Origin of the sequence: Pseudomonas sp. NPDC090201, from assembly GCF_044746825.1 — a bacterium.
Lineage (GTDB): Bacteria > Pseudomonadota > Gammaproteobacteria > Pseudomonadales > Pseudomonadaceae > Aquipseudomonas > Aquipseudomonas putida_AD.
Window position 1 is genome coordinate 75,336 of sequence record NZ_JBIVCX010000019.1, and the last position, 13,846, is coordinate 89,181.

Consider the following 13,846-nt stretch of genomic DNA (forward strand, 5'->3'; position numbering starts at 1 on the left):
ACGCTCTGCGTGGTAACCATCATGTGACGCTCCGCGTCGAAGACCGCCTGTAGGAGCGCGCTTGCCCGCGACGGCGGTGTGTCTGACATGGATATGGTGGCTGACACAACGCCTTCGCGGGCAAGCGCGCTCCTACATGGACGTGGTGCGACGGGTCTCATGTGTACCCGTCAGTCCCTCCAATTGGTCCTCCACCCCCTATCCGTGCTTTAATTGAACGTTCAATCAAGTTAAACCGGTGGTTCGCTGCCCTCACAACAGGAGGCCTACCCTTGCCGCATCAGCCTTGCATGAACGTTTCTTCCACCTTCGCAACGGTGGCCGCATGAGTGTTCCGAACGCGCAGAACAGCGCGCCGGTCCGCATGAATGCCCCCGTTTTCTACTTCGCTGCGTCCTTCATCCTGATCTTCGGGCTGGTGGTCATCAGCTTCCCCGAGGCCGCAGGCCAGTGGCTGCTCGCTGCGCAGAACTGGGCGGCCAATACCGTCGGCTGGTACTACATGCTGGCCATGACCCTGTACCTGCTGTTCGTGATCGTCACGGCGTTTTCCGGTTACGGGAAGATCAAGCTCGGTGCCGATCATGACGAACCGGAGTTCAGCTACCTGTCATGGGCCGGCATGCTGTTCGCCGCCGGGATCAGCATCACGCTGTTTTTCTTTTGCGTGTCCGAGCCGCTGACTCATTTGCAGCAACCGCCACAAGGCGCAGGCGGCACCACCGAGGCTGCACGTCAGGCCATGCAGTTGCTGTTTCTGCACTGGGGCTTGCACGGCTGGGGTGTGTTTGCGTTCGTCGGCATGGCGCTGGCGTACTTCGCCTATCGCCACAACCTGCCGCTGGCGCTGCGTTCGGCGCTGTACCCACTGATCGGCAAGCGCATCAACGGGCCCATCGGTTATGCGGTGGACGGCTTCGGCATCATCGCCACCATCTTCGGCCTGGGCGCCGACATGGGTTTTGGCGTGCTGCACCTGAATTCGGGGCTGGATTACCTGTTCGGCGTGCCCCATACCCAGTGGATTCAGGTCGGACTCATCACCCTGATGATGGGCGCGGCGATCCTGGTGGCGGTGGCCGGTGTCGACAAGGGCGTGCGCGTCATGTCCGACATCAACATGCTGCTGGCCTGCGCGCTGCTGCTGTTCGTGTTGTTCGCAGGTCCCACCCAGCATTTGCTCAACACCCTGGTGCAGAACATCGGTGATTACCTCGGGGCGTTGCCGGTCAAGAGTTTCGATGTGTACGCCTATGACGGTCCCAGCGCCTGGCTGGGTGACTGGACGGTGTTCTACTGGGCCTGGTGGATCGCCTGGTCGCCGTTCGTGGGCCTGTTCATCGCGCGTATTTCCCGGGGCCGGACGATTCGCGAGTTTGTCTTCGGCGTGCTGCTGATCCCGCTCGGGTTCACCCTGGCGTGGATGTCGATCTTCGGCAACAGCGCCATCGACCAGTTGCTCAATCACGGCATGACGGCGCTGGGGCAGGCGGCCATCGACGACCCGTCCATGGCCTTGTACCTGATGCTGGAAAATTACCCGTGGAGCAAGACCGTCATCGCGGTCACGGTGTTCATCAGCTTCGTGTTCTTCGTTACCTCGGCAGACTCCGGCACCGTGGTGCTGTCCACGTTGTCGGCCAAAGGCGGCAGCCCGGACGAAGACGGGCCGAAATGGCTGCGGGTGTTCTGGGGCGTGATGACGGCGCTGATTACCAGCGGCTTGTTGTTCTCCGGCAGCATCGATGCGCTGAAGTCGGCGGTGGTGCTGACCTCGCTGCCGTTCTCGCTGATTCTGCTGACGATGATGTGGGGGCTGCACAAGGCCTTTTACATGGAGTCCCAGCGGCAGATCGCGCAGTTGTATTCGCTGGCGCCGGTGTCCGGATCACGTCGTGGCGGCTGGCGTCAGCGGTTGAGCCAGGCGGTGCATTTTCCGTCCCGGGACGAGGTCTATCGCTTCCTCGACCAGACGGTGCGCCCGGCCATCGAAGAGGTGACGGCAGTGTTCGTCGAGAAAGGCCTGAGCGTCATCGCCCAGCCCGACCCGGTCACCCACACCGTCAGCCTGGAAATCGGCCACGGCGAAGAGCGGCCATTCATCTACCAGGTGGCGATGCGCGGGTATTTCACGCCGTCGTTCGCCCGTGCGGGGATGGGCTCGAAACAACTGAACAACCGCCGCTACTACCGCGCCGAGGTGCACCTGAGCGAGGGCAGCCAGGATTACGACCTGGTGGGTTACACCAAAGAGCAGGTCATCAACGACATCCTCGATCAGTACGAGCGGCATATGCAGTTTTTGCATTTGGTGCGATAGGCCTGGCTAGCTACTGTAGGAGCGCGCTTGCCCGCGATTGCGGTGTGTCGGTCATGGATATATTGGCTGACACAACCTTGTCGCGGGCAAGCGCGCTCCTACAGGTGCGTTAGCTGCGGGTTTGCAGATGCCCATGCAGCAACGTCAACGCCGGGGTGTCGAGGGCTTGTGCCGCGTAGCACAGCCCGACTCGGCGAATGAGGTTGGGGATCGGCGCGGGGAGGGTGACGACCCCCTGATGCGCGTTGAGCATCGACGCCGGCAGCATCGCCAGCCCCGCACCCGCTGCGACCAGCCGCAACGCCAGAGTCAACGAACCTGCCACCGCAGCCACCGGTACGGCGCTGCGGGTGTAGAACTCCATCAAGCGCTGATGAGACGGATGCGAGGGGCAGGTAATCCACTGCACATCCAGCAGATCGGCCTCGCTCAACTCGGCGCGTCCAGCAAGGGCATGGTCAGCGGGCAGCGCCAGCACGAAAGTCTCTTCCCAGAGCGGCAGAAACAGCTCGTCTTCGCAGCAATCCTCTTCCACCGACAGCCGCGCATCGCCGCTGCAACCGTCCTGCAGGGTCAGTTGCAGATTGGGCACCACCCGGTAGGCCATCTCCAGAAACGCTTCCAGATGACTGGCGGCGATATCGCCCTCGACCCCGATCCCCAGCAGCAACCGGTCATTGCGCTGACGAAACTGATTGCTCAGCGCCTGGGCTTCGGCCAGCAATCGACGGGCCTGCGGGTACAGCGTGCGCGCGTCGTCGGTGACTTCCACGCCCCGTGGCATGCGCTCGAACAGCGTCGTGCCCAGTGCCTCTTCCAGCTGGCGAATGGTGACCGACAGCGTGGGCTGGCTGGTGAACAGGCGTTGGGCGGCCGAAGTGATGTTGCGTTCTTCGAACACCGCGATGAACGCATTGAGTTGGCGAATATCCATATCAAGAACCGATGTCAGCCAGAGGAATAAAGCATTTTTCAGCGTAAGCGAGGGCTGAATATACTCGCTTCACTGCTTATCCATTGGCGTTTCTTATCGCTGATCCGTTCAGATACAGAAGAGAGGACCGTATGACCTATATCGCTGCCGAAAACCGCTATGAGCGCGTGCCCTATCGCCGCGTAGGCCGCAGCGGCCTGGTACTGCCGGCGCTGTCCATGGGCCTGTGGCACAACTTCGGCGACAGCACGCCGCTGGACACCCAGCGCGCCATGCTGCGTACGGCGTTCGATCTGGGCATCAACCACTTCGACCTCGCCAACAACTACGGCCCGCCCTATGGCAGCGCCGAAATCAACTTCGGGCGTCTGCTCAAGGAAGACTTCAAGCAGTACCGCGACGAGCTGATTATCTCCACCAAGGCCGGCTGGGACATGTGGCCAGGCCCGTACGGCCAGGGCGGCGGCTCGCGCAAATACGTGCTGGCAAGCCTGGATCAGAGCCTTGCGCGCATGGGCCTGGACTATGTGGATATCTTTTATTCGCATCGCTTCGACCCGGACACCCCGCTGGAAGAAACCGCAGGCGCGCTGGCCACCGCCGTGCAGCAGGGCAAGGCGCTGTACATCGGTATCTCTTCCTACTCGGGCGCCAAGACGCGGGAAATCGCAGGGCTTCTGAAAGAATGGAAAGTGCCGCTGCTGATTCACCAACCGGCGTACAACATGCTCAACCGCTGGGTGGAGAAGGACTTGCTGGACACCACCGACGAGCTGGGCTCGGGGGTGATTGCGTTCACGGCGCTGGCACAGGGGCTGCTGTCGGACAAGTACCTGAACGGCATTCCGAAGGATGCGCGGGTCAATCGTCCGGGCGGAGGTTCGCTGCAGGCTTCGCACTTGTCGGAGCAGAACATCGAACATGTGCGGGCGTTGAACGAGATCGCCAAGCGTCGCGGCCAGAGCCTGGCACAGATGGCCCTGGCCTGGACTCTGCGCGACCCTCGCGTCACCTCGGCGCTGATCGGTGCGAGCCGTCCGGAGCAGATCATCGAGAACGTGGGCGCGCTGGATAACCTGGTGTTCAGCCAGGAAGAACTGGCCGAGATCGACCGGTTCGCGCAGGAAGGCGGGATCAACCTGTGGGCCAGGCCGTCGTTGGCGGAGTGAGGCACCTACGCCTGTAGGAGCGCGCTTGCCCGCGACAGCGTTGTGTCAGCCACCATATCCGTGACAGGCACACCGCAATCGCGGGCAAGCGCGCTCCTACAGTTCGGTGGCGTTTGTTAGAGACGGTTAACCCTCATCCCCTTCATCATCATCCCCACCATCGATCTTCATGCCCAGCTCCTTGATCTTGCGGGTCAAGGTGTTGCGGCCCCAGCCCAGCAGCACGGCGGCGTCGCGACGGCGGCCTGCGGTGTGCTTGAGAGCTGTCTCGATCATGATGCGTTCGAAGGTCGGCACGGCGCTGTCCAGCAGGCTTGACTGCCCGCGGGCCAGCGCCTGGTCGGCCCATTGACGCAGTGCTTGCTCCCAGTTGGTCACTGGCGCTGCGTCTTGGGGCAGGCTAAGCAGTTCAGGTGGCAGGTCGCTGATGTGCACTTCGCGACCCGACGCCATCACCGTGATCCAGCGGCAGGTGTTTTCCAGCTGGCGCACGTTGCCTGGCCATGGCAGGTGCTTGAGGTATTCCTCGGTCTCGGCCTTGAGCAGCTTGGGCTCTACCGCCAGTTCCTGCGCGGCGCGGCTGAGGAAGTGCTTGGCCAGGGTCGGGATGTCTTCGCGACGGTCCGACAGGCGCGGGATGTGGATGCGGATCACGTTGAGGCGGTGAAACAAGTCCTCACGGAATTTGCCGGCCTGCACCAGGGTTTCCAGATTCTGGTGAGTCGCGGCGATGATGCGCACGTCCACTTTGACCGGCACATGGCCGCCCACGCGATAGAACTCGCCGTCAGCCAGGACGCGCAGCAGGCGGGTCTGGGTGTCGGCCGGCATGTCGCCGATTTCATCGAGGAATAGCGTGCCGCCATCGGCCTGTTCGAAACGGCCGCGACGCAGGTTGGCAGCGCCGGTGAACGCGCCTTTTTCGTGACCGAACAGCTCGGATTCCATCAGGTCTTTCGGAATCGCCGCCATGTTCAGGGCGATGAAAGGCGAGGCCGAACGCGGGCTGTGGCGATGCAGCGCATGGGCCACCAGCTCTTTACCAGTGCCGGATTCACCGTTGATCAGCACGGTGATGTTGGAGTGGCTCAGGCGGCCGATGGCGCGAAACACTTCCTGCATCGCCGGCGCTTCGCCGATGATTTCCGGGGTGCGGGTCAGGGTTGGCGCAACGTCCATGCCCTGTTGTTCCTGGGCGTGCTGGTTGGCGCGCTTGACCAGCGCCACCGCTTCATCGACGTCGAACGGCTTGGGCAGGTATTCGAAGGCGCCGCCTTGATAGGACGCCACCGCGCTGTCCAGGTCCGAATGCGCCGTCATGATGATGACCGGCAGGCGCGGGTGCTGTTCGCGGATGCGCGCCAGCAGATCCAGGCCGCTGGCGCCGGGCATGCGAATGTCGGAGATGATGACATCCGGCTGCTGGCGCGCCAGGCGGCTCATCACGCCATCGGCGCTGTCGAAGCTCTGCGTGGTCATGCCTTCTTGCTGCAAGGCCTTTTCCAGTACCCAGCGGATGGAACGGTCGTCATCGACGATCCAGACAGTTTCACTACGGCTCATGTCGAAGCTGCTCCTTGTTCCAGCGGCAGGAAGATCGAGAAAGTGGTGTGGCCAGGATGGCTGTCACACTCGATCAGCCCCTGGTGCTGACTGATAATGTTCTGGGTGATGGCAAGGCCCAGCCCGGTACCGTCCGGGCGGCCGCTGACCATTGGGTAGAAAATGGTTTCCTGAAGTTCCTGGGGAATGCCGGGGCCGTTGTCGATGATCTCGATCTTGCTCACCAGGCGATGGCGCACGTGGCCGATGGTGAACTGGCGCATGGCCCGGGTGCGCAGGCTGATGCGGCCCAGGCGCAGCTCGTTCTGCCCGCTGATGGCCTGCATCGCGTTGCGCACGATGTTGAGCACGGCCTGGATCATCTGCTCGCGGTCGATCAATACATCAGGAATGCTTGGGTCATAATCGCGCACCAAAGTGATGCAGCCCTGGCTTTCGGCCTCCACCAGGCTGCAGACGCGCTCCAGCACCTCGTGGACGTTGGTCATCGCCAGCGAAGGCAGCTTGTTCGAACCCAGCATGCGGTCGACCAGATTACGCAGGCGGTCGGCCTCTTCGATGATGACGTTGGTGTAGTCCTTCAGGCCCTCATCGGGCAGCTCGCGGGACAGCAGTTGTGCCGCGCCGCGAATCCCGCCCAGCGGGTTCTTTATTTCGTGAGCCAGGCCACGCACCAGCATCTTGGTGGTTTCCTGCTTGGACAGTTGTGCCTCTTCCTTGGTGATCCGCAGCAGGCGGTCACGAGGGTGGACTTCCAGCAACAGCAGGGTTTCGCCCTGGGACAGGATCGGCGTCACGGCGTAATCGACCGTCAGCGTCTGGCCGGTCAGCGCGGTCAGCATTGCCTCGCGCTTGGTGAACGGATGGGCTTGCTCCACCGCCTGACGCAGCGAACTCAAGGCTTCGGCGGATTCGGTGAACAGCTCGCTGATGAACTGCCCATGGCTGCGCTGGCCACTGATGGCGAGCAGCATTTCGGCAGCCGGGTTCATGTACTCAAGGCGCAGATCCGAATTGAGCAGAATCGTGGCAGTGGTCAGGTTGTCGAGCAGCAGTCGGTGCAACGTATCGCTGATAGTCATGAATCTCGTTGACCTCTTTTGGCACATCGCACTGGGGCAAGCCCGAAAGTGCAGGCTCTGGTTGGTCTTGGCCAGCGTGGAAAAGCCACTGATTCAGGGGCGTATTCCTCGCATATTCGCTGGAAAATGCAAAAACCAAACCAAGCTCCGAAAAGAAGCGTTGGCCGAGTCATTTCGGGCCTTTTCTGCACCGTTTGATCGAGTGGGCGGCCGAGCGGCGCAATTTGTGACCCAAAATGGTGTTTTGGTCAGGTCGTTCGTTCAGCTTATGCACCATTTTGGAGCTTAGACCCTGAAAAGGGCGCCATTAGAAAAAAGGCAGGATGCTGCTTTTCTCTTCTGGCGGCTTGTCCTTGAGCGGGCATTCGGGGCGCACGCCGTAGTCGTCCGTCTTGCACGGTTGAGCCAGACGTTTCTGCGCCAGTGAGATGCGCATCATGTGAAAAGGTTGATTGGGAGTGCGCTCGACCACCCGGCCAAACTCGTCGACGATTTCGATGGACAACTGGTGGGTGCCGCGGTCGATGTTGGTCATCGGGAACACCGGGCTGCGTCCCTGCTCGCTGAAGGTCTTGCCGTCCAGCAAGAGGCGGTAGGTGTGGCGAGGTTGCAGTTCGGGATCGTTGGTGACGGTCACGATCAGGTTGCCCTGGATGTCCCGGATGGTGCTGTCCGGTTCCGGGGCGAGAATGCGCAGCAACTGGTAACGAAACAGCGGCCCGGGTTGCTGTTTGCTGCTGGCTGCCTGGCGAGGGGCCTTGGGGGCAGCCTTGATCTGGTTGCTGGGGGCGATATCGACCTTCTTCGCGCCACGGTGGGGCTGATCGGTGTAGACCCGGTTCCCCTCGGCATCGACGTAGGTGTACACATCGGCTACGGCCAGTTGGCAGCAGAGCATCAGCAGGCAGACGAGGACTGTTCCGAATCGCTTCACATCAAGGCTTGCCGACATGGACCCGCTGCACTGTCAGGTTGATGGTCTGGCTTTGCTGGATCGCCTGGTTGCCCTGGAGTACTGCCACCGAGAGGCTGTGTTCGCCACGGTCGATTTCCATCACCTGCATGCGCGGCACGTTGGTCGGCTGGCCGTAAGGCTTGCCGTCGATGATCAGTTGCAGCAGATGGCCCTGTTGCAGGCGCGGCTGAATCGCCACGCCAACGGTGAAGTTGCCGTTGTTGGCCCGAAGCGCCTCCTCGGTGGGCAGGTCGGTCAAGGCGAGCACCTGATAGGCCGCTGTGTTCTGCGGTGCCTGGCCCTGTGGCGCAGGCGCACCGGACGGGGCCGGGGGCGTGTTGGTGGGCACGCTGTTGAGCGGCGGCAGATCCACCGTCTGGGCCTTGATGCCATCGGGCGGCTGATTGGTGTACGCCGTGTTGCCGTTGGCGTCGGTGTACTTGTAGATCTGCGCGACGGCGGGCAAGGCTAAAAACAGCAGCAAAAGGGCAAGGCTTTGACGCATGACTGCTCCAGTACCACGATCAGGAGAACGACTGGTTGTGCCGCGCACGTACGACGCGCGGCACAGGCGCCAGCATAGAGCAAAGCGTGGCGATCGTGTCATTCGCGGCGAGCCTGGACTCAGGCTTTGCCGGGTGCACTGCACAGGGTAGCCGTGGCGGTCTGCATTGCGGTCACGATGATCGGGTCGGATGTGTGACGGTGTATTTCCGCCTGTACCCAGTCCGGGCAGGCGGCGTCATGTTGCCAGGGCAGAAAGGCTGCGTACTTCTGCATCATCACCGGTTGCAGGGTGTCGAGGCGGGCGCGAATACCTTGAAAGGCGCTGGCGGCAGGCTCGGCGGGAACCTGGGCGGTCGCGTGCCACTGGGCGATGCGGGCGTACTGCACCTGCTTGTTGGCTTCGATTTGCGCGGTCATGAAGCGACGTACATCGTCCTTGGCCAAACCGTAGGCCGTGGCCTGATTTTCGGCATTGAGAATCACCTGCTGCTCGCGCTCGCTGTCCTGCACCTCCTTGCCGCTGTACCACTTGCTCAGCGCGACATCGTTGGCCACTTCCGCCCGCTGGCCCAGGGCATCGATCAGGGGGCGCAGCGCTGCAGGCGCGGGGGACGTCGCCGTGGCGCAGCCTGAGATCAGGACCAGGGTCGTGAGGATGTAGGCAATGGGCTTGAACATGTCGGGGTCCTTCTTGGTGTGGGAAGCGTGTCGGGCCGTGCTGGCGATTATTCCCTGATCATTCGGTGAGTGTGCGGTATCAGGATATTGCCTTTGATACCGCGTTTTATGCTGCGGACAAAATCGCGGGCATAAAAAAGGCCTCCCGAAGGAGGCCTCTTTCAAATCACGCGGCTTGCGCCAGCGTCACCGGATCAGCAGCTGTAGTACAGCTCGTATTCCAGTGGGTGTACGAAAGTACGAACCTTGATTTCTTCTTCCGATTTCAGAGCGATGTAGGCATCGATGAAGTCGTCGCTGAAAACGCCGCCCTTGGTCAGGAACGCACGGCCTTTGTCCAGCTCTTCCAGGGCTTCTTTCAGGCTGCCGCAAACTTGTGGGATCTCTTTGGCCTCTTCAGGCGGCAGGTCATACAGGTTTTTGTCAGCAGCATCGCCTGGGTGGATCTTGTTCTGGATACCGTCCAGGCCGGCCATCAGCAGAGCTGCGAAAGCCAGGTATGGGTTGGCAGCCGGATCCGGGAAGCGAGCTTCGATACGACGGCCACGTGGGCTGGAGACGTAAGGAATGCGGATCGAGGCGGAACGGTTGCGAGCCGAGTAGGCCAGCATTACTGGAGCTTCGAAACCTGGGACCAGACGCTTGTAGGAGTTGGTCGACGGGTTGGTGAAGCCGTTCAGTGCCTTACCGTGCTTGATGATACCGCCGATGAAGTACAGAGCGGTGTCGGACAGGCCGGCATAGCCTTCGCCAGCGAAGGTATTCTTGCCATCTTTGGCGATGGACATGTGAACGTGCATACCCGAGCCGTTGTCGCCGTACAGAGGCTTAGGCATGAAGGTAGCGGTGCGGCCGTAAGCGTCGGCAACGTTGTGAACAACGTACTTCAGCGTCTGAACTTCGTCAGCCTTCTTCACCAGGGTGTTGAAGCGGGTGCCGATTTCGTTCTGGCCAGCGGTTGCCACTTCGTGGTGGTGAACTTCGACGACCTGGCCCATTTCTTCCAGGGCGTTGCACATTGCGGTGCGGATTTCGTGGTCGTGGTCGAACGGAGGAACTGGGAAGTAACCACCCTTGACGCCTGGACGGTGGCCTTTGTTGCCGCCTTCGATGTCAGCGTCGGACATCCAGGAGCCTTGTTCGGAGAAGATCTTGAACATGGAGCCGGAGATGTCGGACTTGAACTTCACTTCGTCGAAGATGAAGAATTCTGGCTCTGGGCCTGCGAATACGGTGTCACCGATACCGGTGGTCTTCAGGTACTCTTCGGCGCGGTGAGCGATGGCGCGTGGGTCGCGGTCGTAACCTTGCATGGTCGAAGGTTCGATGATGTCGCAAACCAGGATCAGGGTCGGCTCTTCGGTGAACGGGTCCAGAACGGCAGTTTCGTCGTCTGGCAGCAGGATCATGTCGGAGGCTTCGATGCCTTTCCAGCCGGAGATGGACGAACCGTCGAACATTTTGCCGACTTCAAAGAAGTCATCTTCCAGCGCATCGCGAGCAGGCATGGTCACGTGGTGCTGAGTACCTTTGGTGTCCGTGAAGCGCAGATCAATCCACTTAACGTCATGATCTTTGATGAGTTGAACCGACTTCGACATGTTGTCCTCCGGGGTGGATTAGGGCGGGTAGTTGTGGGCCCTTAAATTTGGGTGATGCCGGGCGCGAATAGTCGGCCAAGGCAACCTGCCTCACAAGGGAGCAATTTGCATGCCAGTGCCCCGTCATGGGTTTTTCCGCGAAAACCACCTGTTTTAGGGCGTTAAACGTCGCAATTGTGAAAATCGATGCACCTTATTGGTGCTCATGGATTGTATACAGTGCCATTTTGGTGCGCTGATGATCGGCTGTGAGATAGTTGGTCAAACCTTGAGCAATTTCCGCTATAATCCGCGCCCCCCTTTTTCGACCGGCACCTCGCGCGCTGTTTTCATGAAACTAATCGTTAAAGTTTTCCCGGAAATCACCATCAAAAGCCGGCCTGTACGCAAGCGCTTCATCAAGCAGCTGGCCAAGAACATCCGCACCGTGCTCCGTGATCTGGACCCGGCGCTGGTGGTCGATGGCGTGTGGGACAACCTCGAGGTCGAAACCAAGGTCGAGGACGCGAAAATTTTGCACGAAATGACCGAGCGCCTGAGCTGCATGCCCGGCATCGCGCATTTCCTGCAGGTCGATCAGTACCCGCTGGGCGACATGGACGACATCTATGAGAAGTGCAAACTGCATTTCGGCGATGCCCTGCCCGGCAAGATTTTCTCGGTACGCTGCAAGCGCGGCGGCCACCATGACTTCAGCTCCATGGACGTCGAGCGCTACGTGGGCAGCAAGCTGCGTCGCGAGTGCGGTGCGGCCGGCATCTCCCTCAAGGACCCCGAGGTCGAGGTGCGGATCGAAGTCCGCGACCAGCGCCTGTACGTGATCCACAGCCAGCACAACAGCATCGGCGGTTACCCGCTGGGCTCGCTGGAGCAGACCCTGGTACTGATGTCCGGCGGTTTCGACTCCACGGTTGCGGCTTACCACGTGATGCGCCGCGGCCTGATGAGCCACTTCTGCTTCTTCAACCTGGGCGGCAGGGCCCATGAGCTGGGCGTGATGGAAGTCGCGCATTTCATCTGGAAGAAGTACGGCAGTTCCCAGCGTGTGCTGTTCGTCAGCGTACCGTTCGAGGAAGTTCTGGGAGAAATTCTCGGAAAAGTCGATAACAGTCATATGGGCGTAGTATTGAAGCGTATGATGTTGCGCGCTGCGACCAATATTGCCGACCGGCTGGAAATCGACGCGCTGGTCACCGGCGAGGCGATTTCCCAGGTGTCCAGCCAGACGCTGCCCAACCTGTCGGTCATCGATTGCGTGACGGAGAAGCTGGTCTTGCGCCCGCTGATCGCCAGTCACAAGCAGGACATCATCGATGAAGCCGATCAGATCGGCACCGGCGCTTTTGCCCGCCACATGCCTGAATACTGCGGCGTGATTTCGGTGAACCCGAAAACGGCAGCCAAGCGCCACCGCGTCGAGCATGAAGAAAAAGAGTTCGACATGGCCGTGCTCGAGCGTGCGCTCGAAAACGCCCGTCTGGTGCCCATCGACCGCGTGATCGAGGAGTTGGGCCAGGACGTCCAGGTCGAGGAAGTCAGCCAGGCCCTGGCCGGACAAGTGGTCATCGACATCCGTCACCCGGATGAAGCCGAAGACCGCCCGCTGGAGCTGGCAGGCATCGAAGTACAAACGCTGCCGTTCTTTGCATTGAACAGCCGTTTCAAGGAACTGGATGACACGCGCCAGTACCTGCTCTATTGCGACAAAGGCGTCATGAGTCGCCTGCATGCTCACCATCTGCTCAGTGAGGGGCATGCCAATGTGCGCGTTTATCGACCGAGCTAAGTGCCCGGGGCTGTTTGCCTGTGGCTTGCGTCACCGGCCCCCCGACACCAGTCGTCAGCCGTAACGGCTTTCGCCGGTTGTTCGCTTTCATAGCTGGCTACAATCAGTCAGCTCACCGAATCCTCTGATCGAGATACACAAGTGATCGAAAATCTACGTAACATCGCCATCATTGCTCACGTTGACCATGGTAAGACTACCCTCGTCGACAAGCTCCTGCGTCAGTCCGGCACTCTTGAGCGCAACGAGCTCAACGACGAACGCGTGATGGACTCCAACGACCAGGAAAAAGAGCGCGGTATTACCATTCTCGCGAAGAACACCGCGATCAACTGGAATGGCTACCACATCAACATCGTCGACACCCCTGGCCACGCCGACTTCGGCGGTGAAGTAGAGCGCGTGATGTCGATGGTCGACTCCGTTCTGCTGCTGGTCGACGCTCAAGACGGCCCTATGCCGCAAACCCGTTTCGTGACCAAGAAGGCTTTCGAAGCCGGTCTGAAGCCGATCGTCGTGATCAACAAGGTTGACCGTCCGGGCGCGCGTCCTGACTGGGTTCTGGACCAGATCTTCGACCTGTTCGACAACCTGGGTGCCACCGACGAACAGCTGGACTTCAAAGTCGTCTACGCCTCGGCCCTGAACGGCATTGCCGGTCTGGACCACACCGAAATGGGCGAAGACATGACCGCGCTGTACCAGGCGGTTGTCGACCACGTTCCAGCGCCAGCCGTTGACCGTGACGGCCCGTTCCAGATGCAGATCTCCGCTCTGGACTACAACAGCTTCCTGGGTGTTATCGGTGTTGGCCGTATCGCTCGTGGTCGCGTCAAGCCGAACACTCCGGTTGTCGCGATCACCGCTGACGGCAAGCGCCGCAACGGTCGTATCCTGAAGCTGATGGGTCACCACGGCCTGCACCGCGTGGACGTTGAAGAAGCAGCTGCCGGCGACATCGTCTGCATCAGCGGTTTCGACGAGCTGTTCATCTCCGACACCCTGTGCGACATCAACACCGTCGAGGCGATGAAGCCTCTGACCGTTGACGAGCCAACCGTTTCCATGACCTTCCAGGTCAACGACTCGCCATTCTGCGGTAAGGAAGGCAAGTTCGTGACGTCCCGTAACATCAAGGACCGTCTGGACAAAGAGCTGCTGTACAACGTTGCCCTGCGCGTTGAAGAAGGCGACACCGCCGACAAGTTCAAAGTCTCCGGCCGTGGTGAGCTGCACCTCTCGGTACTGATC

At 60.7% G+C, this 13,846-nt stretch carries 11 protein-coding genes; 4 read left to right on the top strand and 7 right to left on the bottom strand.

The features are described from left to right. Positions 1–325: 325 nt before the first annotated feature. Entirely contained in the window at positions 326–2,320 is a 1,995-nt protein-coding gene (gene betT, locus ACIPOO_RS27000; RefSeq protein WP_400611094.1) for a choline transporter BetT, read from the top strand. Between the two features lie 109 nt (positions 2,321–2,429). Here the strand turns inward: betT and ACIPOO_RS27005 are convergent, their stop codons facing one another. Further along, positions 2,430–3,254, bottom strand: a complete 825-nt coding sequence (locus ACIPOO_RS27005) for a LysR family transcriptional regulator (protein WP_400611096.1) — start codon at positions 3,252–3,254, stop codon at positions 2,430–2,432. A gap of 131 nt (positions 3,255–3,385) precedes the next feature. Here ACIPOO_RS27005 and mgrA point away from each other — a divergent pair, with 131 nt between their 5' ends. Further along, on the top strand, positions 3,386–4,423 hold the full coding sequence (mgrA, locus tag ACIPOO_RS27010) for an L-glyceraldehyde 3-phosphate reductase (protein ID WP_400611098.1): 1,038 nt from the start codon (positions 3,386–3,388) through the stop codon (positions 4,421–4,423). A 126-nt stretch (positions 4,424–4,549) separates the two neighbouring features. Here mgrA and ntrC read toward each other — a convergent pair whose 3' ends face one another. The 6 genes from ntrC to glnA form a co-directional block, all read right to left on the bottom strand. After that, complete coding sequence (ntrC, locus tag ACIPOO_RS27015; RefSeq protein ID WP_274135160.1) at positions 4,550–5,986, bottom strand: nitrogen regulation protein NR(I); 1,437 nt, start codon at positions 5,984–5,986, stop codon at positions 4,550–4,552. Beyond that, complete coding sequence (gene glnL / locus ACIPOO_RS27020; protein WP_274135162.1) at positions 5,983–7,068, bottom strand: nitrogen regulation protein NR(II); 1,086 nt, start codon at positions 7,066–7,068, stop codon at positions 5,983–5,985. Before glnL ends, ntrC begins: the two co-directional genes overlap by 4 nt. Before the next feature lie 307 nt (positions 7,069–7,375). After that, positions 7,376–8,020, bottom strand: a complete 645-nt coding sequence (locus ACIPOO_RS27025) for a DUF4124 domain-containing protein (RefSeq protein WP_400611101.1) — start codon at positions 8,018–8,020, stop codon at positions 7,376–7,378. After that, positions 8,004–8,528: a DUF4124 domain-containing protein gene (locus ACIPOO_RS27030; RefSeq protein ID WP_400611103.1), complete on the bottom strand. Its 525-nt coding sequence runs from the start codon at positions 8,526–8,528 to the stop codon at positions 8,004–8,006. Before ACIPOO_RS27030 ends, ACIPOO_RS27025 begins: the two co-directional genes overlap by 17 nt. Positions 8,529–8,647: 119 nt before the next feature. After that, complete coding sequence (locus ACIPOO_RS27035; RefSeq protein ID WP_400611105.1) at positions 8,648–9,208, bottom strand: chorismate mutase; 561 nt, start codon at positions 9,206–9,208, stop codon at positions 8,648–8,650. Positions 9,209–9,402: 194 nt separating this feature from the next. After that, positions 9,403–10,809 carry a glutamate--ammonia ligase gene (gene glnA, locus ACIPOO_RS27040; RefSeq protein WP_274135166.1) on the bottom strand — a complete coding sequence of 469 codons (1,407 nt, stop codon included), beginning with the start codon at positions 10,807–10,809 and terminating at the stop codon, positions 9,403–9,405. Positions 10,810–11,140: 331 nt separating this feature from the next. Between glnA and thiI the strand changes: the two genes are divergently transcribed. Together thiI and ACIPOO_RS27050 are read left to right on the top strand one after the other, a co-directional pair. Beyond that, complete coding sequence (gene thiI / locus ACIPOO_RS27045; protein WP_400611107.1) at positions 11,141–12,595, top strand: tRNA uracil 4-sulfurtransferase ThiI; 1,455 nt, start codon at positions 11,141–11,143, stop codon at positions 12,593–12,595. 141 nt (positions 12,596–12,736) lie between these two features. Further along, a partial coding sequence (locus ACIPOO_RS27050) for a GTP-binding protein (protein ID WP_400611109.1) occupies positions 12,737–13,846 on the top strand: 1,110 nt, incomplete at its 3' end.